We start from the raw sequence: 26,816 nt of genomic DNA on the forward strand, positions 1-26,816 counted from the left end.
ATTGGACATATCATTGCCCATCCGGCATCCTGAAGCCTTCATTCGCCCGCCGCCTTCAGGAAAAACCATGCCGACTTACCGTTCCCACACCACCACCCAGGGCCGCAACATGGCCGGTGCCAGAGCCTTGTGGCGCGCCACCGGCATGAAGGACGGCGACTTCGACAAGCCGATCATCGCCGTCGTCAATTCCTTCACCCAGTTCGTGCCCGGCCACGTGCACCTGAAGGACCTGGGCCAGCTGGTGGCGCGCGAGATCGAAGCGCATGGCGGCGTGGCCAAGGAATTCAATACCATCGCGGTGGACGACGGCATCGCCATGGGCCACGGCGGCATGCTCTACTCGCTGCCCTCGCGCGACCTGATCGCCGACTCGGTCGAGTACATGGTCAATGCCCACTGCGCCGACGCCATGGTCTGCATCTCGAACTGCGACAAGATCACCCCGGGCATGCTGATGGCCGCGATGCGCCTGAACATCCCGACCGTCTTCGTCTCCGGCGGTCCGATGGAAGCGGGCAAGGTCGTGAAAGTCGTGAACAACGAGCGCAAGGTCATCAAGCTCGACCTGATCGACGCCATGATCAAGGCCGGCGATTCGACCGTGTCGGACGCCGACGTGCTCGAAGCCGAGCGCTCGGCCTGCCCGACCTGCGGTTCCTGCTCCGGCATGTTCACCGCGAACTCGATGAACTGCCTGACCGAGGCGCTCGGCCTGTCCCTGCCCGGCAACGGCACCATCGTCGCAACCCACGCCGACCGCAAGGAACTGTTCCTGAACGCGGGCCGCCTGATCGTCGACATCGCCAGGCGCCACTACGAACAGGACGACTACTCGGTCCTGCCGCGCTCGATCGCCACCAAGGCGGCCTTCGAGAACGCGATGGCGCTCGACGTCTCGATGGGCGGCTCGACCAACACCGTCCTGCACCTGCTGGCCGCCGCCCACGAAGCGCAGGTCGAATTCACGATGGCCGACATCGACCGCATTTCGCGTCTGGTGCCCTGCCTGTGCAAGGTCGCGCCGATGACCGACAAGTACCACATCGAGGACGTGCACCGCGCCGGCGGCATCTTCGCCATCCTCGGCGAACTGGCGCGGGCAGGTTTGTTCGATACCTCGCTCCCGACCGTACACAGCCCGACCTTCGAAGCGGCGATCGCGAAATACGACATCCGCGTCAGCGACGACCGCGCCGTGCACCAGCTGTTCCGCGCCGCACCGGGCGGCGTGCCGACCCAGGTCGCGTTCTCGCAGTCGGAGCGCTTCGATTCGAACGACATCGACCGCAGCCTGGGCTGCATCCGCGACCGCGCCCACGCCTACTCGCAGGACGGCGGCCTGGCGGTCCTGTACGGGAACATCGCCGCCAAGGGCTGCATCGTGAAAACCGCCGGCGTCGACGAGAGCATTCTGAAATTCTCGGGCAAGGCGCGCGTCTTCGAAAGCCAGGACGCGGCGGTGGAAGCCATCCTGGGCGACAGCGTGCACGCAGGCGACGTCGTCATCATCCGCTACGAAGGCCCGAAAGGCGGTCCCGGCATGCAGGAGATGCTGTATCCGACCTCCTACATCAAGTCGAAGGGCCTCGGCAAAGCCTGCGCCCTGTTCACGGACGGCCGCTTCTCGGGCGGCTCCTCGGGCCTGGTGATCGGCCACGCCTCGCCGGAAGCGGCCGAAGGCGGCGCGATCGGCCTGGTGGAAGAAGGCGACATGATCGACATCGACATCCCGGCGCGCACCATCAACCTGCGCGTGGGCGATGGCGAACTGGCGCAGCGGCGCGCCGCGATGGACGCACGCGGCGCCGACGCCTGGCAGCCGGTGGGCCGCGAACGTTATGTCTCGCAGGCGCTGCAGGCGTATGCGGCACTGACCACATCGGCCGACCGCGGCGCGGTGCGCGACCTGGCGCAGCTCAAGCGCTGAACCGGGAACGGAGGGGCGCCGCCCTGGCGCTCCACATAATTGGTCGTGCGCAATGGCCCCGTCAGGCTGTTGTTCGCGTGCGACGAGTGGCGCCAGCTAAAGCGGCCACAGCAAAAAGTTTATTCACAGGGCATAAACAGTGATACATTGCATTTATAGCACCGACTAACGGTTACATACGGTTGGTGCATGTCGATCCGGTTCGAATGCCCGAGCCGTGCAGGATTGCCGATAGCCAGTTTCTATCAACCTTTCCGACTGACGGTAATGAAGCCGAGCGATGCTCTTGCCCAAGGAAACGACCAGTGGACGCTGCCCCGTGCGGCCACGCGAAGCGACGATCCCCTTTTACAGTGTCTTGTCGAGCTGACGCGGCTGATCGACAAGCCGGTATCGGCCGAGACACTGACGACCGGTTTGCCGCTGGAGGACTCCGGCCTTACTCCCGAGCTCTTCATTCGCGCCGCAGCACGGGCCGGATTGCACGCCAGGCTGGCCAGGCGGCCGCTCGCAAAGATACCCGACCTCACCCTGCCCGTCGTACTGCTGCTGCGCGACCGGCAGGCCTGCATCCTGCAGGGTAAAGCGGGAGAGACGGCCTGGATCATCCTGCCCGACACCGGCGGCGTGCAGGAGATCGGACTGGCGGAACTGGAGCAGCAATATGCCGGTCACCTGCTCTTCGTACGCCCCGAGCACCGTTTCGACGCGCGCACGCAGGACAGCGCCGTGCCCAGGCCGGCGCACTGGTTCTGGGGCGTCGCGGTGCGCTCCTGGCCCGTGTATGCCGAGGTCCTGCTGGCCTCGCTGCTGATCAACCTGTTTGCGCTGGCGATGCCGCTGTTTTCGATGAACGTCTACGACCGCGTGGTACCGAACCATGCGATGGAAACGCTCTGGGCATTGTCGTTCGGCGTCATGCTCGTCATCGTCTTCGACACGCTCATCCGCGCACTGCGCGGCTACTTCATCGACGTCGCCGGCAAGAAGCTCGACGTCGTGCTCTCCGCGAATATCTTCGAGCGGGTACTGGCCATCCGCATGAGCGCCCGCCCCGCTTCGGTCGGCGCCTTTGCCAGCAACCTGCAGGAATTCGAAGCCTTCCGCGAATTCGTCACGTCCGCCACCATCACGGCGCTGATCGACCTGCCCTTCGTCGTCCTGTTCGTCGTCGCCATGTTCTGGGTCGGCGGCCCGCTCGGTTGGGCGCCCCTGCTCGCGATGCCGCTCATCATCGGCGCCAGCCTGGCATTGCAGGCGCCGCTGGCGCGCCTGGTACAGACGAGCTCCAGGCTTGCAGCCCAACGGCAGGCGACCCTGGTCGAAAGCCTGGTCGGGCTCGAAACCATCAAGGTCATGGGCGCCGAGGGAGCAGTCCAGCGCAAGTGGGAACAACTGATCGGGCAATTAGGCAAACTCGCCTTGCGCTCGCGCTTCCTTTCCGCCTGTGCCGTCAATTTTTCCTCGTTCGCTCAGCAGGCCGCTTACCTGGCGGTGATCCTGGTCGGTGTCCACCTGATCGCCGAGGACAAGCTGACCATGGGCGCCCTGATCGCGTGTTCCATCCTCACCGGCCGCGTACTGGCGCCCCTGTCGCAAGTGGCGAGCCTGCTGACGCGCTATCACCAGTCGCGCGATGCCCTGGCCTCGATCGACCGGCTGATGAACCTGCCGGTGGAGCGCCCCCCGGGAAAGGATTTCGTGCATCGCCCCGCCCTGCAAGGCGGCGTCGAATTCAGGAACGTCAGCTTCGCCTATCCGGAACAGACGGCCGAGGCGCTCAGCGAGGTGTCCTTCACGATCCGGCCCGGCGAGCGGGTCGCGATCATCGGCCGTGTCGGTTCCGGCAAGACGACCGTGGAAAAGCTGATCCTCGGGCTCTACCCGCCAAGCGAAGGCGCGGTGCTGATCGACGGCACCGACCAGCGCCAGATCGATCCGGCCGCCCTGCGCCGCGACATCGGCCACGTTCCCCAGGACATCCTCCTGTTCTACGGCAGCGTACGCGACAACATCGTGCTCGGCGCGCCGCATGCCGACGATGCCGCGGTCCTGAGGGCGGCCGATATCGCCGGCGTCACCGAGTTCACGAGCCGCTCGGCGCAGGGACTCGACCTGCCTGTCGGCGAGCGCGGCGAGAAGCTGTCGGGCGGGCAGCGCCAGGCGATCGCGATCGCGCGCGCCGAACTGATGGCGCCACCGCTGCTGCTGCTCGATGAACCGAGCAGCGCGATGGACAACCGTTCCGAGGAACTGTTCAAGGCCCGCCTCGGCGCCGAACTGGCCGACCGCACCCTGATCCTCATCTCGCACCGGGCCTCCTTGCTGAGCCTGGTGAACCGTTTGATCGTGCTCGACCAGGGACGGGTGGTTGCCGACGGTCCCAAGGAAGCCGTTCTCGCAGCGCTGGCAAAGGGGAAGCTCCATGCAGCAAGCCAATGACACTGCACACAGCGCCGGCCTGCGCGGCCTCGCGCGGCGCGCCGTGGACGCGCTGAAGCCATCGATCGACGACACCGGATTCATGCGCGAGAGCAGCGCCGCACTGCTCGAGGGCCCGCGTTATTTCACCCACTGGATCCTGTGGCTCACGCTGCTGTTCTTCATCCTCGCCCTGTGCTGGGCGGCGCTGGCCACGGTCGACGAGTTCACGGTCGGAGAAGGCAAGGTCATTCCTTCGAGCCAGGTCCAGGTCGTCCAGAACCTGGAAGGCGGGATCGTTTCGGAAATCATGGTGAAGGTCGGGGAAGTGGTGCGCAAGGACCAGCCGCTGATGCGCATCGACGACACCCGCTTCAACGCATCGTCGCGCGAGGGCCAGGCCCGCGACCTGGCCTTGCAGGCGCGCATCGCCCGCCTGTCGGCAGAAGCCGGGAACACGCCCTTCGCGCCGCCCGCGGCCCTGGAGCGGACGGCCCCGAAGCTGGTGGCGGAAGAAAAGACCCTGTTCGCCAGCCGGGCGCGCGAATTGCAGGTGAACCAGGGGGTCTTGCGCCAGCAGGCCGAGCAGCGGCGCCGGGAGCTTGCCGAAAAACGCGGGCGGGAAACCCAGCTGCAGCAAAGTTACGACCTGATCGCCAGGGAACTGGCCATGATGCGGCCGATGGCGCAGCAGGGAGCGGTGTCGGAAGTGGACCTGCTGCGCCTGGAGCGGCAGGTCAACGACCTGCGTGGCGAGCTCGACGCGACCAGGCTGGCGCTGCCGCGCCTGGAAGCGGCGTACCGCGAGGTCCAGCAGAAAATGGAAGAACTGAGCGCGCACTTCCGCGCCGACGCCATGAAGGAGCTGAATCTCGCGCGCGCCGAACAGAGCGCGCTCAGCGCCGCCAACACGGCCCTCGACGATCGCGTCACGCGCACGCTGGTGCGGGCGCCGCTGGCAGGCACCGTCAAGCAAATCAAGGTCAACACCGTCGGCGGCGTGGTCCAGCCGGGCATGGACCTGCTCGAGATCGTGCCCCTGGACGACACCCTGCTCGTCGAGGCGCGCGTGCGTCCGTCGGATATCGCCTTCCTGCGGCCGGGCCAGGAAGCACTGGTCAAGCTGTCGGCGTACGACTTTTCGATCTACGGCGGCCTGCCGGCGACGCTGGAACACATCAGCGCCGATACGCTGATGCCCGAGCGTCCCGGAGAACGGCAGGAAAGCTTTTACCAGATCCGGGTTCGCACCAGGCAGGCCAGGCCGGAGGGGAGCGCCAGGCCGTTGGCGATACTGCCGGGCATGGTCGCGACGGTGGATATCAAAACCGGCAACAAGACCGTGCTCCACTACCTGCTCAAGCCGATTATCAAAACCAAAGAAATGGCGCTTCGTGAACGATAAAAGGAGATGCCCATGATTCTGCTCGCCGGTCCAACATCCGAACTGCTGCGCTACTGGAAACAGGGGCTCGACGGTTTTCCCACAGCCACCTCGGTCGGGAACATGGAAGTGCTACTGGCGGACATGGCGCGTATCAAGCCGGACGTACTCATGCTCGATATGGACTTGCCTGATCTCGACGGTGCCAAAGGTGCCGCCCGCCTGCTGAAACTCCATGCGGCGACCAAAATCATCGCGCTCGCCAGCGAACCGTGCGACATCCGGGAACTGGGACTGTTCCGGATTGGCGTACGCGGCTGCTGCTGCCACGACATCGCACCTGATCGGGTGAAACTGGTGATCAAGGCGGTTCAGCAAGGCGAACTGTGGATCCGCAGGACGCTGACCCCGCGCCTGCTCGATGAACTGGGCGCGCGCATCCGGGCCGACAACGAAGGCCGGCGCGCCGCCATGGCCCGCCTGGCCGACCTGACGCGGCGCGAGCGCGAGATTGCGGAACTGGTCGGCAACGGCGAGTCGAACAAGCAGATCGCGCGCGAATTGACGATCACCGAGAGTACCGTCAAGGCCCACCTGACCGAGATATTCCGCAAGCTCGGCATCGCGGACCGGCTGAAGCTGGCGCTGCTCATCGTGGAACTGGCCGAAGTGTAGCAAGTCGTCCACACCGCCTTGCATCCGGCATGCGCGGTCCCGCGCATGGTTCCCTGTCGATCGGCGCCGGCGCCACGCCGGGTCCCCCGCATCCTCCCTCCCGCTGCGTCGAAACAACGAAGCGCCCTCGACTTAAGTCGGGGGTGTACCAAAGTCTACTAGTCCGCGTATTGACATTCATTTAGCCTGACTTACGGCCGACTCCGCTAATGACTTCCGACGCTTCGATCGGGAGCACGAAGACCGGCCTGGGGAAAACTGAATGCACACAACATCGCAGGAGACTACCGGCGCCCCGCCAGCGGGCGGCGGCGAAGCGGTCCGCCGGTCGGCGCCCTTCATTTCGGTTGCGGGAAATCGATCCCCCCTGCGGCAACCATCTCCTCCTATTTCAGAGCAGGGCCACAGCTTCTGCGGCACCTTGCCATCCTTCCAAAACTACCAGGAAAAGACCATGACCCAATCCCGCGAAATCGTTTTCATCGATAGTGCCGTCCCTGACCTGAATGACCTGCTTGGATGGATGCTTCCCGGTGTCGAGAAAGTCGTACTGCCGGCCATGCAGCCTCCGGTCGCAGCGATGGCAAACAGCCTGCGCAACCGCAGCGGCATTGACGCCATCCACATCATCGCTCACGGGCAGCCGGGCGAGATCGCCTTCGCATCCGGCCCGCTCTCGCTCGATACGCTCGAAGAAGCGGTCACGGACCTGGGCACGATCGGCGATGCGCTCGAGGATGGCGGCAAGGTGCTGGTGTGGAGCTGCGGCACGGCCAAGGGCGAACGTGGCGGCATCTTCCTCGATGCCCTCGCCGCCGTGATCGGGGCGCCAGTGGCGGCGGCAACGGGCCTGGTCGGGTCGGCCGAGCGCGGCGGCCGCTGGGACCTCGATGCATGGTCGGACTCGGCTGAACTGGCAGCCTCGGCACCGCTGACGCGCGCCGGACGGGAAGCCTACGCGGGCATCCTGGGTGCCAACAAGATCGTCTTCGACCTGAACGGTGCGGCGCCCGGGGTGAACGGGAGCGTGAACTACGTCGAGCAGGCCTCCGCCATCTTCCTGGCGGCGAACGCCACCGTATCGGCGTCCGGCAATTTTGCTGGCCTGAGCTTGACGGTGTCGGGCCTGTTGTCCAAGGAAGTGATCGGCCTTGCCGCCGGCGACGGCCTGACAATCTCCGGAAGCACCATCCTCATCGGCGGCAAGGCCGTCGCCACCTTCTCGGGTGGGAACGGGACGAATTTTGTCGTCAGCTTTAACAATCAGGCCGCCGCCGCCGAAGTGGCGACGGTCCTGCATCGCATTACCTATTACAACGGCTCCGATAGCCCGGTCACGCACAGCCTGACCTTTGACCTGGCCGGTATCCAGGACACGGACCTGATCAATATCACGCCGGTGAACGACGGGCCGCTGATCGGGACTGCGACCTTGACGGGCGCTGTGACGGAACAGACCGCGCCGGCGGGCAACCTGACCAGCAGTGGCAACATGGCCTTCACGGATGTCGACCTGACCGACACCCACACGGTAACGGCGGTGTCGGTCGGGACCACGCTGGGCACGATGAATGCGATCAAAACCAGCGACACCACCGGCACCGGCACCGGAGGGGCGCTGACCTGGACCTACACCGTGGCGGACAGTGCGGTCGAATACCTGGCGGCAGGCGAGACGAAGGTCGAGCAGTTTACGGTCACCGTCGACGACGGCCATGGGGGACAGGTCAGCCGGACGGTGTCGGTGACGATTACCGGTACCAATGATGCACCGGTCATCACATCGCACGGGGGTGGCGCCGCTGCGTCGATCAGTGTGGCCGAGAACACCGCTGCGGTGGGCGTGGTAACGGCCACCGATGTCGACCATGGGGCGACCCAGACATTCACGATCGTGGGCGGCGCGGATGCAGCAAAGTTCAGCATCAACGCCCAGACCGGAGCCCTGTCCTTCGTATCGGCGCCAGACTTCGATGCGCCTACGGATGCAGGAGCCGATAACGTGTACGACGTCATCGTCCAGGTGTCGGACGGAACCGCCACCGACACGCAGGCGATCGCGGTGACGGTCACCAATCTGAACGACAACGCCGTCAGCGCCGTCACCGACAGCAATGCGGCCCCCAATAGCGTAGCGGAAAACGCTGCCGCTGGAACGGTGGTTGGGGTGACCGGCTTCGCCAGCGATGCCGACGCCGGCGCTGTCGTTACCTACAGCCTGAGCGACAATGCCGGCGGCCGCTTCGCCATCAACGCCTCGACCGGCGTTGTGACCGTCGCCAATGGCGCCCTGCTCGATTACGAGACGGCAACCAGCCACAGCATCACGGTCGTCGCCAGCAGCTCGGACGGCTCGCCTCCCACCAGCCAGACATTTACGATCAGCCTCACCAATGTGAATGACAATGCCGTCAGTGTGGTCACCGACAGCAATGCCACCGCCAACAGCGTTGCGGAGAACGCGTCGACCGGCGCAGTCGTCGGCCTGACCGCCTTTGCCACCGATGCCGACAGCGGCGCTGTCGTCACATATACCTTGAGCGACGATGCCGGCGGCCGCTTCGCGATCAATTCCACGACCGGTGTCGTAACCGTTGCCGACGGCACGCTGCTCGACTACGAGACGGCGACCAGCCACAACATCACGGTCCTGGCCACCAGCACCGACGGCTCAACCAATAGCCAGGCGTTCACCATTGGCGTCACCAACGTCAACGACAACGCTGTCAGCACTGTATCTGACACCGATGGTGCCACCGGCGGAAGCGTGGCAGAGAACGCCGCGACCGGCGCCCTCGTCGGCGTGACCGCCTTCGCCACCGATGCCGACAGCGGCGCTGCCGTTACCTATACCCTCAGCGACGATGCCGGCGGCCGCTTCGCGATCAATTCCACGACCGGTGTCGTGACCGTTGCCGACGGCACGCTGCTCGACTACGAGACGGCAACCAGCCACAACATCACGGTCCTGGCCACCAGCACCGACGGCTCCACCAATAGCCAGACGTTCACCATTGGCGTCACCAACGTCAACGACAACGCTGTCAGCACTGTATCTGACACCGATGGTGCCACCGGCGGAAGCGTGGCAGAGAACGCCGCGACCGGCGCCCTGGTCGGCCTGACCGCCTTCGCCACCGATGCCGACAGTGGTGCCGTTGTTACCTATAGCCTCAGCGACGACGCTGGCGGCCGCTTCGCCATCAATTCCACGACCGGTGTCGTGACCGTTGCAGACGGCACCCTGCTCGATTACGAGACCGCGACCAGCCATAACATCACGGTCCTTGCCACCAGCACCGACGGCTCCACCAATAGCCAGACGTTCACCATTGGCGTCACCAACGTCAACGACAACGCTGTCAGCACTGTATCTGACACCGATGGTGCCACCGGCGGAAGCGTGGCAGAGAACGCCGCGACCGGCGCCCTCGTCGGTGTGACCGCTGCCGCCACCGATGCCGACAGTGGTGCCGTTGTTACCTATAGCCTCAGCGACGACGCTGGCGGCCGCTTCGCCATCAATTCCACGACCGGTGTCGTGACCGTTGCCGACGGCACCCTGCTCGACTATGAGACCGCAACCAGCCACAACATCACGGTCCTTGCCACCAGCACCGACGGCTCCACCAATAGCCAGACGTTCACCATTGGCGTCACCAACGTCAACGACAACGCTGTCAGCACTGTATCTGACACCGATGGTGCCACCGGCGGAAGCGTGGCAGAGAACGCCGCGACCGGCGCCCTGGTCGGCCTGACCGCCTTCGCCACCGATGCCGACAGTGGTGCCGTTGTTACCTATAGCCTCAGCGACGACGCTGGCGGCCGCTTCGCCATCAATTCCACGACCGGTGTCGTGACCGTTGCAGACGGCACCCTGCTCGACTATGAGACCGCAACCAGCCACAACATCACGGTCCTCGCCACCAGCACCGACGGCTCCACCAATACCCAGGTCTTTACGATCGGTGTCACCAACGTCAACGACAATGCTGTTAGCGCCGTAGCCGACAACGACACTGGCACCAATAGCATCGCTGAGAACGCAGCGACTGGCGCCCTCGTCGGTGTGACCGCTGCCGCCACCGATGCCGACAGCGGCGCTGTCGTCACCTATAGCCTCAGCGACAATGCTGGCGGCCGCTTCGCGATCGATTCCTCTACGGGGGTTGTAACGGTTGCCGACGGCACGCTGCTCGACTACGAGACCGCGACCAGCCATAACATCACTGTACTGGCTACCAGCACGGACGGCTCCACCAATAGCCAGACGTTCACCATTGGTGTCACCAACGTCAACGACAATGCTGTTAGCGCCGTAGCCGACAACGACACTGGCACCAATAGCATCGCTGAGAACGCCGCGACCGGCACCCTCGTCGGCGTGACCGCCTTCGCCACCGATGCCGACAGCGGCGCTGTCGTTACCTACAGCCTCAGCGACGACGCTGGCGGCCGCTTCGCCATCAATTCCACGACCGGTGTCGTGACCGTTGCAGACGGCACCCTGCTCGATTACGAGACCGCGACCAGCCATAACATCACGGTCCTTGCCACCAGCACCGACGGCTCCACCAATAGCCAGACGTTCACCATTGGCGTCACCAACGTCAACGACAACGCTGTCAGCACTGTATCTGACACCGATGGTGCCACCGGCGGAAGCGTGGCAGAGAACGCCGCGACCGGCGCCCTCGTCGGTGTGACCGCTGCCGCCACCGATGCCGACAGTGGTGCCGTTGTTACCTATAGCCTGAGCGACGACGCTGGCGGCCGCTTCGCCATCAATTCCACGACCGGTGTCGTGACCGTTGCCGACGGCACCCTGCTCGACTATGAGACCGCAACCAGCCACAACATCACGGTCCTGGCCACCAGCACCGACGGCTCCACCAATAGCCAGACGTTCACCATTGGCGTGACCAACGTCAACGACAACGCTGTCAGCACTGTATCTGACACCGATGGTGCCACCGGCGGAAGCATCGCTGAGAACGCAGCGACCGGCGCCCTCGTCGGCGTGACCGCCTTCGCCACCGACGCCGACAGCGGTGCTGTCGTTACCTACAGCCTCAGCGACGACGCTGGCGGTCGTTTCGCCATCAATTCCACGACCGGTGTCGTGACCGTTGCCGACGGCACCCTGCTCGACTATGAGACCGCGACCAGCCACAACATCACGGTCCTGGCAACCAGCACCGACGGCTCAACCAATACCCAGGTCTTTACGATCGGTGTCACCAACGTCAACGACAATGCTGTCAGCGCTGTCGCCGACAACGACACTGGCACCAATAGCATCGCTGAGAATGCCGCGACCGGCACCCTCGTCGGCGTGACCGCCTTCGCCACCGATGCCGACAGCGGTGCTGTCGTCACATATACCTTGAGCGACGATGCCGGCGGCCGCTTCGCCATCAATTCCACCACCGGTGTCGTAACCGTTGCAGACGGCACCCTGCTCGACTATGAGACCGCAACCAGCCACAACATCACGGTCCTCGCCACCAGCACGGACGGCTCCACCAATACCCAGGTCTTCACCATTGGTGTCACCAACGTCAACGACAATGCTGTTAGCGCCGTAGCCGACAACGACACTGGCACCAATAGCATCGCTGAGAACGCAGCGACTGGCGCCCTCGTCGGTGTGACCGCTGCCGCCACCGATGCCGACAGCGGCGCTGTCGTCACCTATAGCCTCAGCGACAATGCTGGCGGCCGCTTCGCGATCGATTCCTCTACGGGGGTTGTAACGGTTGCCGACGGCACGCTGCTCGACTACGAGACCGCGACCAGCCATAACATCACTGTACTGGCTACCAGCACGGACGGCTCCACCAATAGCCAGACGTTCACCATTGGTGTCACCAACGTCAACGACAATGCTGTTAGCGCCGTAGCCGACAACGACACTGGCACCAATAGCATCGCTGAGAACGCCGCGACCGGCACCCTCGTCGGCGTGACCGCCTTCGCCACCGATGCCGACAGCGGCGCTGTCGTTACCTACAGCCTCAGCGACGACGCTGGCGGTCGTTTCGCCATCAATTCCACGACCGGTGTCGTGACCGTTGCAGACGGCACCCTTCTCGATTACGAGACCGCGACCAGCCATAACATCACGGTCCTGGCCACCAGCACCGACGGCTCCACCAATAGCCAGACGTTCACCATTGGCGTCACCAACGTCAACGACAACGCTGTCAGCACTGTATCTGACACCGATGGTGCCACCGGCGGAAGCGTGGCAGAGAACGCCGCGACCGGCGCCCTGGTCGGCCTGACCGCCTTCGCCACCGATGCCGACAGCGGCGCTGTCGTCACCTATAGCCTCAGCGACAATGCTGGCGGCCGCTTCGCGATCGATTCCTCTACGGGGGTTGTAACGGTTGCCGACGGCACGCTGCTCGACTATGAGACCGCGACCAGCCATAACATCACGGTCCTGGCCACCAGCACCGACGGCTCCACCAATAGCCAGGCGTTCACCATTGGCGTCACCAACGTCAACGACAACGCTGTCAGCACTGTATCTGACACCGATGGTGCCACCGGCGGAAGCGTGGCAGAGAACGCCGCGACCGGCGCCCTCGTCGGTGTGACCGCTGCCGCCACCGATGCCGACAGTGGTGCCGTTGTTACCTATAGCCTGAGCGACGACGCTGGCGGCCGCTTCGCCATCAATTCCACGACCGGTGTCGTGACCGTTGCCGACGGCACCCTGCTCGACTATGAGACCGCAACCAGCCACAACATCACGGTCCTGGCCACCAGCACCGACGGCTCCACCAATAGCCAGACGTTCACCATTGGCGTGACCAACGTCAACGACAACGCTGTCAGCACTGTATCTGACACCGATGGTGCCACCGGCGGAAGCATCGCTGAGAACGCAGCGACCGGCGCCCTCGTCGGCGTGACCGCCTTCGCCACCGACGCCGACAGCGGTGCTGTCGTTACCTACAGCCTCAGCGACGACGCTGGCGGTCGTTTCGCCATCAATTCCACGACCGGTGTCGTGACCGTTGCCGACGGCACCCTGCTCGACTATGAGACCGCGACCAGCCACAACATCACGGTCCTGGCAACCAGCACCGACGGCTCAACCAATACCCAGGTCTTTACGATCGGTGTCACCAACGTCAACGACAATGCTGTCAGCGCTGTCGCCGACAACGACACTGGCACCAATAGCATCGCTGAGAATGCCGCGACCGGCACCCTCGTCGGCGTGACCGCCTTCGCCACCGATGCCGACAGCGGTGCTGTCGTCACATATACCTTGAGCGACGATGCCGGCGGCCGCTTCGCCATCAATTCCACCACCGGTGTCGTAACCGTTGCAGACGGCACCCTGCTCGACTATGAGACCGCAACCAGCCACAACATCACGGTCCTCGCCACCAGCACGGACGGCTCCACCAATACCCAGGTCTTCACCATTGGTGTCACCAACGTCAACGACAATGCTGTTAGCGCCGTAGCCGACAACGACACTGGCACCAATAGCATCGCTGAGAACGCAGCGACTGGCGCCCTCGTCGGTGTGACCGCTGCCGCCACCGATGCCGACAGTGGTGCCGTTGTTACCTATAGCCTCAGCGACGACGCTGGCGGCCGCTTCGCCATCAATTCCACAACCGGTGTCGTGACCGTTGCAGACGGCACCCTGCTCGATTACGAGACCGCGACCAGCCATAACATCACGGTCCTTGCCACCAGCACCGACGGCTCCACCAATAGCCAGACGTTCACCATTGGCGTCACCAACGTCAACGACAACGCTGTCAGCACTGTATCTGACACCGATGGTGCCACCGGCGGAAGCGTGGCAGAGAACGCCGCGACCGGCGCCCTGGTCGGCCTGACCGCCTTCGCCACCGATGCCGACAGTGGTGCCGTTGTTACCTATAGCCTCAGCGACGACGCTGGCGGCCGCTTCGCCATCAATTCCACGACCGGTGTCGTGACCGTTGCAGACGGCACCCTGCTCGATTACGAGACCGCGACCAGCCATAACATCACGGTCCTTGCCACCAGCACCGACGGCTCCACCAATAGCCAGACGTTCACCATTGGCGTCACCAACGTCAACGACAACGCTGTCAGCACTGTATCTGACACCGATGGTGCCACCGGCGGAAGCGTGGCAGAGAACGCCGCGACCGGCGCCCTGGTCGGCGTGACCGCCTTCGCCACCGATGCCGACAGCGGCGCTGTCGTCACCTATAGCCTCAGCGACAATGCTGGCGGCCGCTTCGCGATCGATTCCTCTACGGGGGTTGTAACGGTTGCCGACGGCACGCTGCTCGACTATGAGACCGCGACCAGCCATAACATCACGGTCCTGGCCACCAGCACCGACGGCTCCACCAATAGCCAGGCGTTCACCATTGGCGTCACCAACGTCAACGACAACGCTGTCAGCACTGTATCTGACACCGATGGCGCCACCGGCGGAAGCGTGGCAGAGAACGCCGCGACCGGCGCCCTCGTCGGTGTGACCGCTGCCGCCACCGATGCCGACAGTGGTGCCGTTGTTACCTATAGCCTGAGCGACGACGCTGGCGGCCGCTTCGCCATCAATTCCACGACCGGTGTCGTGACCGTTGCAGACGGCACCCTGCTCGACTATGAGACCGCAACCAGCCACAACATCACGGTCCTGGCCACCAGCACCGACGGCTCAACCAATAGCCAGGCGTTCACCATTGGCGTCACCAACGTCAACGACAACGCTGTCAGCACTGTATCTGACACCGATGGCGCCGCTGGCGGAAGCATCGCTGAGAACGCCGCGACCGGCGCCCTGGTCGGCGTGACCGCCTTCGCCACCGATGCCGACAGCGGCGCTGTCGTCACATATACCTTGAGCGACGATGCCGGCGGCCGCTTCGCGATCAATTCCACGACCGGTGTCGTAACCGTTGCCGACGGCACGCTGCTCGACTACGAGACGGCAACCAGCCACAACATCACGGTCCTGGCCACCAGCACCGACGGCTCCACCAATACCCAGGTCTTTACGATCGGTGTCACCAACGTCAACGACAATGCTGTCAGCGCTGTCGCCGACAACGACACTGGCACCAATAGCATCGCTGAGAATGCCGCGACCGGCACCCTCGTCGGCGTGACCGCCTTCGCCAGCGATGCCGACGCCGGCGCTGTCGTTACCTACAGCCTGAGCGACAATGCCGGCGGCCGCTTCGCCATCAACGCCTCGACCGGCGTTGTGACCGTCGCCAATGGCGCCCTGCTCGATTACGAGACGGCAACCAGCCACAGCATCACGGTCGTCGCCAGCAGCTCGGACGGCTCGCCTCCCACCAGCCAGACATTTACGATCAGCCTCACCAATGTGAATGACAATGCCGTCAGTGTGGTCACCGACAGCAATGCCACCGCCAACAGCGTTGCGGAGAACGCGTCGACCGGCGCAGTCGTCGGCCTGACCGCCTTTGCCACCGATGCCGACAGCGGCGCTGTCGTCACATATACCTTGAGCGACGATGCCGGCGGCCGCTTCGCCATCAATTCCACGACCGGTGTCGTGACCGTTGCCGACGGCACCCTGCTCGACTATGAGACCGCAACCAGCCACGACATCACGGTCCTGGCCACCAGCACCGACGGCTCAACCAATAGCCAGGCGTTCACCATTGGCGTCACCAACGTCAACGACAACGCTGTCAGCACTGTATCTGACACCGATGGCGCCACTGGCGGAAGCGTGGCAGAGAACGCCGCGACCGGCGCCCTGGTCGGCGTGACCGCCTTCGCCACCGATGCCGACAGCGGCGCTGTCGTCACATATACCTTGAGCGACGATGCCGGCGGCCGCTTCGCCATCAATTCCACGACCGGTGTCGTCACCGTTGCGAACGGAACTCTGCTCGATTATGAGTCAGCAAGCAGCCACAACATCACCGTTGTGGCCAGCAGCTCCGACGGTTCGCCCGACAGCAGCCAGAGCTTCACGATCAATCTTGCCAACGTCAATGACAACGCCGTCAGCGCGGTCTCCGACAGGGATGCCAGCGCCAACAGCGTGGCCGAAAATGCTGCGGCGGGAACCGTGGTTGGCCTGACCGGCTTTGCGACCGACGCCGACAGCGGTGCCACCGTTACGTACAGCCTGGCTGACAACGCTGGCGGACGCTTTGCCATCGACGCCACGAGCGGCATCGTCACCGTCGCCACCGGCGCGGTACTCGACTACGAGACGGCTACCAGCCACAGCATCACCATCGTCGCCAGCAGCTCCGACGGCTCCCCAGCCGCCAGCCAGAACTTTACGATCAATGTCGCGAACGTCAACGACAACGCCGTCAGCGCGGTCTCCGACAGCGATGCTGCCGCCAACAGCGTGGCCGAGAACGCCGCATCTGGCACGGTAGTGGGCCTGACCGGCTTCGCGACCGATGCCGATGCCGGTGCCGCTGTCACCTACAGCCTGAGCGACAACGCCGGCGGCCGTTTCGCCATCGATGCTTCGACCGGCGTCGTCACCGTCGCCAATGGCGCCGTGCTCGATTACGAAACCGCTACCAGCCACACGATCACCATCGTCGCCAGTAGCTCCGACGGTTCGCCCAACAGCAGCCAGAGCTTCACGATCAACCTCACGAACGTCAACGACAACGCCGTCAGCGCGGTCGCCGACAGCGATGCCAGCGCCAACAGCGTCGCAGAAAACGCAGCGACTGGTACTGTCGTAGGCATCACCGGCCTGGCCACCGATGCCGATGCCGGTGCGCTTGTCACTTACAGCCTGAGCGACAACGCGGGCGGCCGCTTCGCCATCGATGCCGCCACCGGTGTCGTCACTGTCGCCAATGGCAGCCTGCTCGATTATGAGGCCGCAACCAGCCACACGATCACCATCGTCGCCAGCAGCACCGACGGTTCACCCAACAGCAGCCAGAGCTTCACGATCAACCTTACCAACATCAACGACAACGCGATCAGTGCGGTTACTGACACCAATGCCGCCGCCAACAGCGTTACGGAGAATGCCGCGGCCGGAACTGTCGTCGGCGTGACCGGCTTTGCGACCGACGCGGATGCCGGCGCCGTGGTTACCTACAGCCTGAGCGACAACGCCGGCGGCCGCTTTGCCATCGATGCTTCGACCGGCGTCGTCACCGTCGCCAACGGCGCCGTGCTCGACTACGAGACCGCGACCAGCCACAACATCACCATCGTGGCCAACAGCTCGGATGGCTCGCCCGGCAAGAGCCAAACGTTCAGCGTCGCTGTCAACAACCTCGACGAGGTGGCGCCGACCATCACCTCCGGGGCGACGGCCACGGCGATCAACGAAAACAGCGGGGCCGGCCGGGTGGTGTACACGGTGGCCGCCACGGACACCGGCGACATCAGCGGTGGCCTTGGCTACAGCCTGAAAGCGGGAGGCGATGCGGCAGCATTCAGTATCAACAGCGCCAGCGGCGCGGTGACCCTGATTGGCAACCCCGACTTTGAAACGAAGTCCGCTTACACGTTCACCGTGGTGGCGACCGATGCCGCCGGCAATCACAGCGAGCAAACGGTCAGCCTTGCCATCAATGACGTCGACGAGGTCGCGCCAACCGTCACCGCGGTGACCGACAACGTGAGCGGTACGGCCGCGCTGGGCCAGGCCATCACCTTCACCGTCAGCTTCAGCGAAGCCGTCACGGGCGTGAACGCAAGCAGCTTCACCGCGACCAATGGCAGCGTGGCCAGTGTGACGCAGGTCGGCGCCAGCAATAACTATACGGTGGTGGTGAACCCGACGGCCGGCGTGGCCGCGGGAACGGTCGCCCTCAGCCTGGCGGCCGGAGTGACAGACACGGCAGGAAACGCCGCCGCTCCGGGCAGCCTGGCCAGCTTCGACAGTCAGCCGATCGACACGCTGGCGCCCGACGCACCGACGGCCATCACGCTGACGCCGGTGGGCGGCACCGTTGTCGCCAATACCGTGAACGGCACCAACACGTTCCTGAACGCATCGGCAACGATCGTCGCCGGCCAGGCCACGGGAGGAAGCGCCGCACTGTATGTAGGAAACACGCTGGTTGCCACCGATACCAGCATCGTCAGCGGCGACACCTCGGTGAACTTCACCACCAGTGACGGCAGCCCAACCAACGCCGAGCTCCAGGCCAGGATTGCGGCCGGCGGTGTGGTCAGCATCAAGCTCTTCGACGCCGCAGGCAATGTGACGACGAGCACATCGGGCAACCCGACGCTCGTCGCCGACTACAGCGCACCGGCGATTACGGCGGTGACCGACAACATCACCGGCACAGCCAAGGCCAACCAGGCGATCACCTTCACCGTCAGCTTCAACGAAGCGGTGACGGGCGTGTCCACCGGCAGCTTTACCGCGACCAATGGCACCATCACGAGCGTGGCGCGGTTTGGCAGCACCAATAACTACACGGTCGTGGTCAGCCCGACGGCCAACGTGGCCGCGGGCACGGTGGCCCTGAGCCTGGCGGCCGGCGTGACCGATACCGCAGGAAATGCGGCCCCGTCGGGCAGCCTGGCAGGCTTCGACAGCCAGGCGATCGACACGCTGGCGCCCACGGTGACCAGTGTCACCTCCGGCGGAAACGGTGGCAACCGGACCGTCACAGTGACCTTCAGCGAAGCTGTGACCGGCTTCGACAGCGCGGACGTGCAGGCGCCAGGTGCGACGATCGGCGCCGTCTCGGTGGTGTCGGGAACCTCGGGTACGACATACACGGTGGCCGTCAGCGGCATTAGTGGCGGGGGGAACAACCAACCCTTCAATATCCTCGCAAGTGGAAGCGGGTCCGCATTCTGGACCGATGCGGCAGGCAACGGGGGCGTCGGCTTCGCAGTAACCAACATCAAGCCGGCAGGTATCGCAGGACAACCCATCAACCTGGGCCTGGGTGTTCCAACCGCCGAAGTCAGCGGCATGGTGTCCATCACGGTTGCCGGACTTCCGCCGGACTGGACCCTCAATGCGGGGACACGTGCGGCCGACGGCAGCTGGACCGTGCAGGTGGCGGATCCCGCCACCCTGACGGTGACCACGCCCGCCACCTACGCCGGCGCGGCCGTGCTCAACATCACCCAATCGTGGACCGCCCAGGACGGCAGCGCCCATATGGACTTCATCGCCGACAACGTCGAAGCCTACGCGCCAGGTTCGCCGATCTTCGCGGTCTCCTCCGACGACAATCTCACCGGCTCCTCCGGCGCCGACCTGTTCGTCTTCGCCCAGCCGATCGCCACCGACACCGTGCACAACTTCGACGCCGCTGCCGACAAGATCGACCTGATCGGATTCGACGGCTTCACCAGCTTCGCCGCCGTCCAGGCCCATCTCGCAGACGACGCCAGGGGCAATGCGGTGCTGACGCTGAACAACGGCGCGACGATCACGGTGGTCGGTGTCCATGCCGCGGCACTGAGCGCGAACAATTTCGTCTTCAACCAGGAGCCGGTGACGGTCAACAGCGGCACCCTGACCATCAGCGACGGCGCAATCATGCCGTTCAGCGGTGTCATCGAGAATACGGGCACCATTGCGCTCGCGTCGACCGGCAGCGACACGAGCCTGGAAATCCTGGTGCACAGCGTCACCCTGCAGGGCGGCGGCGACCTGCGCCTGTCCGACAGCAGCGGCAACATCGTTTTCGGCGGCACCGCCGCCGCCACGCTGACCAATGTCGACAACACCATTTCCGGCGCCGGCCAGATCGGCAATGGGCAGATGACGCTCGCGAATGCCGGCACCATCCTCGCCGATGGCGCCCACGCACTGGTCATCGACACGGGCAGCCACGCGGTCACCAATACCGGCACGCTGGCAGCGACCGGTAGCGGCGGCCTGGTCATCAACGGCGCGCTCGACAATGCTGGAAGCCTGTGGGCCAACGGCGGCAACGTCACCGTCCACGGCGACGTCGGCGGCAACGGCAGCGCGACGATCAGCGGCACCGCCACGCTCCAGTTCGGCGGCGCCGCAAACGGCCATACGCAGTTTGCCGCCGACGGCGACGGCACGCTCGTGCTCGACCATTCGGCTGCGTTCACCGGTACGGTCGCCGGGTTCAATGCCGGCGACTCGCTCGTGTTCGGCGATCTCTTCGGCGACGACGTCAGGCTTGCCTACTCCGCCAATGCCACCGGGACGGGCGGCACCCTGATCCTCAGCGATGGTGCCCATACCGCCAGCATCGCCCTCGAGGGCCAGTACACCTCGGCAGGTTTCCACGACCTGCTCGGCCAGGGCAATGTAAATATCGTCAACTACAGCGCCCATGCCGGCGACCAGCTCCAGTATGGCGGCAGCGGCGACGATGTGCTGGCGGGCGGCGCGGGCAGCGATATCCTGGTCGGCGGCGCCGGCGACGACCTGCTCACCGGGGGTCTGGGGAACGACACCTTCGACTTCAACCTGGCTTCCGATGCCGGCGCCGCCGGCGACGTGGTCGGGGACTTCAGCAAGTCGGGGACCAACGGCGCGGACGTGCTCGACCTGCACGACCTGCTGCAGGGCTTTGCCGGCTACGACGGCACGAACGCGTTCACGGGCGGGTACCTGAAATTCAGCTCCGATGGCGCCAATACTGTCGTCCAGGTCGACAGCAACGGTGGCGGAGATTCCTTCGTCACGCTGGTCACGCTGAACAACGTCCTGATTACCGAGGCCGATACGCCCAATTATTTCATCTGACCGGTCATGTAGCGAAGGGGAATGGATCGGGGGCCGGGCACATGTCCGCTCCCTGATCCGGCAACCGGACATGAGCATTCATGAGGAATCCGCATCATGGAACCTATTACCGTGGCAATCGCGGCCCAGGATGGCACCGGCATGGCGCAATGCAGGAACACGCTGCGCCACGACGGTGAGATCATTGTTTTACGGCAATCGATGAATAGCGAAAACCTGGTTACCAGGATGTGTCGCCTGAAACCGCGCATCCTGTTGTTGAGCGCCGACCTGTGCACCGACGCCGAGTGCTCGCTGCTGCAAGCCTTGCGCCGCAAGTGCCCCGGGACGCTCGTCATGCTGGTCGGACCGCATGCCATCGAGGATGACCAGCTGGCCAATGCCCTTTTGGTAGGCGCGCGCGGCTATCTCGAGCAGGGCGACCTCGAGCGCCTGCTGGCAAGGGCGGTGCATGGGGTCGACCGGGGCGAAGCCTGGGTGACGCGCAAGATGCTGGGCAAAATCATGGAAATGAGCCTGTCCTAGCACCATGGCGGGCCCTGGCGTGCGATTTGGATTGAATGCGCCTTCCATCCTGTGTATTATTTTCTTGGCATCAATCGAAGACAAACAAGGACGACCCTCTGGAGCGACATGAAACGACGCACCGTCTTGCCAACGCTCGCGCTCGCATGCGGGCTCGCTGCATCCTCCTGTGCGGGGGCCGAGACGCTGCGCGACGCCGTTGCCCAGGCTGTTCACACGAATCCCGAAGTGCTGGCCGCGGCAAGCCGCCGCTATGCGGCCGATGAAGGAGTCAAGCAGGCGCGCGCGAACTATTTTCCGCGCATCGACCTGAATGTGGGCACGGGGCGCGAACACCTCGATACGCCGGACACGCGGCTGCGCGACTTGAGCGATGCGGGCTTCCGCCAGCGCGACGCCACCGTGACGCTGTCGCAAATGCTGTTCGACGGCCTGGCAACACGCAGCCAGGTGGCCGGCCAGACCGCGCGGGTCGAGTCGTCGGCCTATGGCGTCGCGGCGATCGCCGACGAGCTCGCCCTGCGCACCGTGGCCGTGTACCTGGAAGTGCTGCGGCGCCAGGAAACCGTTGCTGCCGCCGTCGACAACCTCGATGCCCACCAGCGCATCTACCAGCAAATCAAGTTGCTCAGCGAAGGAGGCGTCGGCCGCAGGGCCGACCTCGACCAGGCGGAGAGCCGCCTGGCCTTGGCGAAAGCGAACCTGCGCCAGGAACAAAGCAGCCTGCGCGATGCCGAACTTGGCTATCGCCGCCTGGTCGGTGCCGCACCCGCTGCGCTGCGCGCGCCCGAGCCGCTCGACAGGCAGCTCCCGGCAAGCGAGACGCTGGCGGTCGACGCGGCCCTGGCCGGCCACCCGTCGGTGAAATCCGCCGAAGCCGACGTCGCGTTCGCCACCGCCCTGCAATCGGGCGCCAGGTCGGCCCTGTCGCCACGCGTCGACCTCGAGCTGGCAAAGCGGCGCGCGGACGACATCGTACGCGGCTCGACGAGCGACCTGAGCATCATGCTGCGTCTTCGCTATAATTTTTCGCGCGGCGGCGCCGACCTCGCGCGCATCCGCGAAGCCGGTTTCCAGATCGAGGAAGCGCGCAACATCCTGGACCAGACCCGGCGCCGCATCGAGGAAGACGTGCAGCAGGCCTACAACGCCAACCGCACCGCCCGTGAACGGCTGGACCTGCTGAACCAGTACGTCAGCGCCGGCGCGGCCACGCGCGAATCGTACGCGCGCCAGTTCAGTATCGGACAGCGGACCTTGCTGGACCTGCTGAATGCGGAAAACGAGTATTTCAATGCCCGGATCGCCTACATGACGGGACAATACGCGCTGCTGCTCAGTGGCTACCGCATCGCTGCAGGCATGGGGCAGCTGCTCCAGCAACTGCAGATCGCCCTGCCGATCGACAGCGTCAAGGTGAGCGGGCGCCAGGGCTAGACTGGCGCCGCGGATCCGGGGGAGCCGCTCGCTGCAGCGGCAACGGCAACGGCGTCCAGCGCCCCGGTGTCGCCTGTCTCCACCATATGCCGCCGGATTTGCTGGGCCCGGGCCTGCTGGTCGTAAGTCCGGGCGATGTCGAGCGCGGTGAGCCCGGACTCCGTGGCTGCGTTTGCGTCGCTGTGGGGCAGCAACAAGGCCACGCAGCGCTCGCTACCGCTCGAGGCCGCCCACATCAGGGCAGTCCAGCCGTCCCCGTCGCGGGCCATGGGTTCACTCACCGGCAACAGCAGTTCGACACAACCGGGGTGTCCGAAGGATGCCAGCATCAGCGCCGTCTCGCCATCCCTGTCGGCGGCCATCGCGTCGCTGCATGGAAGCAGCAGCCGCACGAAGGCCTCCTCCCCCTCGATACACGACAGCATCAATGCCGTGCGTCCCCAACAATCGGTCCTGCGGGCGGCAAGCGGATCGCTTTTCAGTATCCGCTTCAGCTCGCGCAGGTTCTTCCGTTCAACCGCCGAAAAAATGTCCACCTTGTCCACCCTTCGACGCCAGCGCCGAGGCTGCCGTCCATTTCACAATAGTCGCTGCGGAGCGACTTGCAAGGGCAGCGGAGCGATAACCGAAACTCCCGAACGAAGCGCAATATTTTCTGGACAGTTAAACCACGGCTGCGCTGAACGGCTCGGGCCGACTCGCAAGCAGATGCGACAGCCGTTGAAGTCCCGCCTGCAGGCGTCCACGGTCCTTGATGCTCCCCAACGAGATCCGGATTGCATTCACCGATCCGCTGCCCGTTGCGAAGGCCTCCGCCGGCGTGACTGCGATGCCGTCGCTGGCGGCTGCACGCGCAAGCTGCGCGGAGTTCCAGTACGCCGGCAACTCGAGCCATATGTGCAGGCCGTCGCCAGGGCCGCTGTACCGCCCCGCCAGGATATCCCGCGCCATCCGGTGGCGCAGGCGCGCTTCCTTGCGCACGCCTGCCAATAATCCGTCAGCCGAACCGTCGAGGATCCACTGGGTGGCCAGTGCGGCCGTCAGCGGAGCGGCCATCAGCGCAAATGACCTGAGTGCGGCCAGGAAGCGTTCGCGTTCGTGCGGGTCGCGCACGAGCACGAAGGCGACCCGCAAGCCGGGCGTCAGGCATTTCGACAGGGTCGAGATGTAGACCACCTGTTCCGGGGCAAACCTGGCAACGGGCGGTGGCGGTGCATCGGCAAGGAGCCAGTAGGGATCGTCCTCGACGATGCGTACCTTGCAGCGCTGCGCGATGCCGGCGAGCTCCCTGCGCCGGCGTTCCGGCATGGTGACGGCGGTCGGGTTCTGCAAGGTCGGATTGAGGTAGACCAGCCCGGGCTTGTGCCGGCGGCACGCTGCCTCGAGCATCCCTGGCATCATCCCGTGCCGGTCGGCTTCCACTGCAATGATCCGCCGGCCGAACTGGGTCGCGGCGGCACGCAAGCCGGGATAAGCCGCCGGCTCTGCCAGGATCACATCGCCAGGCTGCGTCAGCGCAAGGATCAATGCGGCGATCGCCGCTTGCGCACCCGGACAGACAACCAGCTGCCCGGGATCCAGGTGTCCGAACATCGGCTCGAGCCATTTCGCGCCGGCCTGACGGTCGGAGTCGCTTCCCCCGCCCAGGTGGTAAGTCATCAGCGATGCATTATCAGACCTCATCAGTACTTGGGACAAACCCTGTTTCAACAGGTCGTCGAAGTCCACGCCATCCGGCGGCGGCGGGGTATTCATGCTCAGGTCGAGGACCGGGCTCAATTCGGCTTTCGGCGCCGCGACATAAGTACCTCGGGCGCCGCGGCCCTCCAGCAAGTTGCGGCGCCTGGCTTCGTCGTAAGCGCGCGTGATCGTCGTCAGGTCGACGTCCAGCCGTGCTGCCAGCAGGCGTTGCGTTGGCAGGCGGTCACCCGGCTTCAGCACTCCCTCTGCCACCGCCGCCTGCAAGGCATCCGCAATCTGCAAGAAACGTGGCCCGCCATGCACGGCCAGCCGCGGCAGCCAGGGTGGCGAATCTTCGTCTTGTATGGTTTTCAACTGGGACATTTTGTCTCAATGTATGGATTTTGCTTTTGAGTAGAATGCCTCAGAACGTGCAGTAAAACCATCCTCGCATGGCAGGCGCTGACGTTTTTTCCCCTCTCATCCGTATTCGGCACTTAGCCGGGAAATACTCGACATCATGGATTGGTTCCCTATCGTTGCCGTTACGTTCAAGGTTCTCGTATTAGGCACGGGCATGTTCTTCGCCATCAAGTGGCATTACGATCAGGGGGAGAAGCAGAAGGACAAGGAGCAGGAAAAGCGCGCGGTGCTGCGCGCGGCCGGCAAGGTGGCCGCAATCTTCGTGCTGTCGCTGCTGGCACTGGGGCTCGTCACCTACCTCCTCCTCAGCAGGCTCAGTCTGGACTTGCGCTTGCCGTGATGGGAACGAACGGGGTCCCTCCCCGCAACGGCAGCCGCAGCGACACGAAGGACGCGGCCAGCAGCAGCACGCCCGCGCTGCCGAAGGCCGGCAAGTGGCTGCCGAAGTGCTCGTAGCCCCAGCCGCCGAACCAGGAGCTGAGCATGGCGCCGACCTGGTGCCCGAGGTAGGCGGTGCCGTACATGACGCCGACCAGGCGCACGCCGTAGATATCGGCCAGCATCGCCGACGAGGTGGCGATGCTGCCGGCCCAGACCATGCCGCCGATCGTGGCGGCGATGTACAGTTCCCAATGCGTGCCGACCGCGAGCAGCGCGAAAAAGCCGAGGCCACGCACCAGATAGATCACGCCGAGGATGTTCCTGCGGGGGAGCCGATCGGACAGCCGGCCTAACACCAGCGTGCCGAGAATGGCGACCAGCCCGATCAGGCCGATGCCGTAAGAACTCGTCATCGCATCGAAGCCGTGGTCCATCAGCATCGGCACGCCGTGTGTGCCGAGCAGGTTCATGCTGAAGCCGCAGGCGAACAGGCCGGCCACGATCTTCCAGAAGGGCGAGGTCCGGATGGCGGCGCCGAAGGACAGGCTCGCCGGCGCCGCCCTGGGCGCCGCCGCCTGCGCGCCGGCCTGTTCGGGCAGCAGGTCGGTGCCAGGGGGCGCATGGTCGCGCATGACGAACAGCGCCGCCGGCACGGTGACCACGGTAAAGATGGCGGCAAAGGCCAGCAAGGTCGACTGCCAGCCGATGGAGCCGATGGACAGGGTCAGCGCCGGCGTCAGTACCGCCATCCCCGCCATCGAACCCGTGGACAGGAAGAACAGCGCCATGCCGCGCTGGCGCGTGAACCAGCGGCTGATGACCGGCGTGAGCGCCACCGGGCTGGTGAAGCCGAGACCGACCGACATCGACACGCCGAAGGCCAGCAGGAAGGAGAGCGGCGTGCGCGCGTTCACCGTCCAGATCACGGAAAGGACGACGATCGCCGTGCCCAGCAGGAGCACGAAGCGGGTGCCGCGGCGCGCGACCAGGTAGCCGGCGAGCGGCATGGCCAGCCCGTAGCACAGCATGCCGATGGCGATGATCGAGGCCAGCAGGCTGCGGCTGAAGCCGAGGTCCTGGCCCATGGGCAGGAAGAAGGGCCCGATCCCGAGGCGCATGCCGACGGTGAGCGTGGTCAATACGGTGGCGGCGGCAACGATGTTCCAGCCGAAGTACCAGGGGCGGCGCGTCATAGAGAAAAGCCAAAGGAAAAGACGAAAGGCGGGGCCGATGCAGGCCGACTGCGACGATTG

The 26,816-nt window shown here is 64.9% G+C and carries 11 protein-coding genes; 8 read left to right on the forward strand and 3 right to left on the reverse strand.

Annotated elements, in window-relative coordinates:
* Positions 1 to 67 precede the first annotated feature (67 nt).
* From ilvD to LPB04_RS19690, 7 genes are all read left to right on the forward strand, one after another.
* Positions 68 to 1,930, forward strand: a complete 1,863-nt coding sequence (gene ilvD, locus LPB04_RS19660; RefSeq protein WP_193686159.1) for a dihydroxy-acid dehydratase — start codon at positions 68 to 70, stop codon at positions 1,928 to 1,930.
* 267 nt (positions 1,931 to 2,197) lie between these two features.
* Positions 2,198 to 4,372: a type I secretion system permease/ATPase gene (locus tag LPB04_RS19665; protein ID WP_193686160.1), complete on the forward strand. Its 2,175-nt coding sequence runs from the start codon at positions 2,198 to 2,200 to the stop codon at positions 4,370 to 4,372.
* Positions 4,356 to 5,756 carry an HlyD family type I secretion periplasmic adaptor subunit gene (locus tag LPB04_RS19670; RefSeq protein WP_227496494.1) on the forward strand — a complete coding sequence of 467 codons (1,401 nt, stop codon included), beginning with the start codon at positions 4,356 to 4,358 and terminating at the stop codon, positions 5,754 to 5,756. The genes LPB04_RS19665 and LPB04_RS19670 overlap by 17 nt, the downstream gene beginning before the upstream one ends.
* Before the next feature lie 12 nt (positions 5,757 to 5,768).
* A complete protein-coding gene (locus tag LPB04_RS19675) occupies positions 5,769 to 6,410 on the forward strand; it encodes a LuxR C-terminal-related transcriptional regulator (protein WP_193686161.1) in 642 nt (213 codons plus the stop codon).
* A 454-nt stretch (positions 6,411 to 6,864) separates the two neighbouring features.
* Positions 6,865 to 21,117, forward strand: coding sequence for a cadherin domain-containing protein (locus LPB04_RS19680; RefSeq protein ID WP_193686162.1), 14,253 nt, complete (start codon positions 6,865 to 6,867; stop codon positions 21,115 to 21,117).
* A gap of 96 nt (positions 21,118 to 21,213) precedes the next feature.
* Positions 21,214 to 21,642 carry a response regulator transcription factor gene (locus tag LPB04_RS19685; RefSeq protein WP_193686163.1) on the forward strand — a complete coding sequence of 143 codons (429 nt, stop codon included), beginning with the start codon at positions 21,214 to 21,216 and terminating at the stop codon, positions 21,640 to 21,642.
* A gap of 108 nt (positions 21,643 to 21,750) precedes the next feature.
* A complete protein-coding gene (locus LPB04_RS19690; protein ID WP_193686164.1) occupies positions 21,751 to 23,079 on the forward strand; it encodes a TolC family outer membrane protein in 1,329 nt (442 codons plus the stop codon).
* Here the strand turns inward: LPB04_RS19690 and LPB04_RS19695 are convergent.
* Together LPB04_RS19695 and LPB04_RS19700 are read right to left on the reverse strand one after the other, a co-directional pair.
* Positions 23,076 to 23,624 (reverse strand): ankyrin repeat domain-containing protein, encoded by a 549-nt coding sequence (locus tag LPB04_RS19695; protein WP_193686165.1) that lies wholly within the window; start codon positions 23,622 to 23,624, stop codon positions 23,076 to 23,078. The two genes, LPB04_RS19690 and LPB04_RS19695, sit on opposite strands and share 4 nt — an antisense overlap.
* Before the next feature lie 118 nt (positions 23,625 to 23,742).
* Positions 23,743 to 25,143 carry an aminotransferase-like domain-containing protein gene (locus LPB04_RS19700; RefSeq protein ID WP_193686166.1) on the reverse strand — a complete coding sequence of 467 codons (1,401 nt, stop codon included), beginning with the start codon at positions 25,141 to 25,143 and terminating at the stop codon, positions 23,743 to 23,745.
* A gap of 136 nt (positions 25,144 to 25,279) precedes the next feature.
* On the opposite strand from LPB04_RS19700, the gene LPB04_RS19705 reads away from it, so the two are divergent.
* Complete coding sequence (locus LPB04_RS19705; RefSeq protein WP_193686167.1) at positions 25,280 to 25,522, forward strand: hypothetical protein; 243 nt, start codon at positions 25,280 to 25,282, stop codon at positions 25,520 to 25,522.
* Here LPB04_RS19705 and LPB04_RS19710 read toward each other — a convergent pair.
* The gene (locus LPB04_RS19710; RefSeq protein ID WP_193686168.1) at positions 25,497 to 26,756 is read right to left on the reverse strand and encodes an MFS transporter; all 1,260 of its coding nucleotides are present in this window, start codon (positions 26,754 to 26,756) and stop codon (positions 25,497 to 25,499) included. The genes LPB04_RS19705 and LPB04_RS19710 overlap by 26 nt on opposite strands.
* Between the last annotated feature and the right edge of the window lie 60 nt (positions 26,757 to 26,816).

The organism is Massilia litorea, from assembly GCF_015101885.1.
GTDB classification, from domain to species: Bacteria; Pseudomonadota; Gammaproteobacteria; order Burkholderiales; family Burkholderiaceae_D; genus Telluria; species Telluria litorea.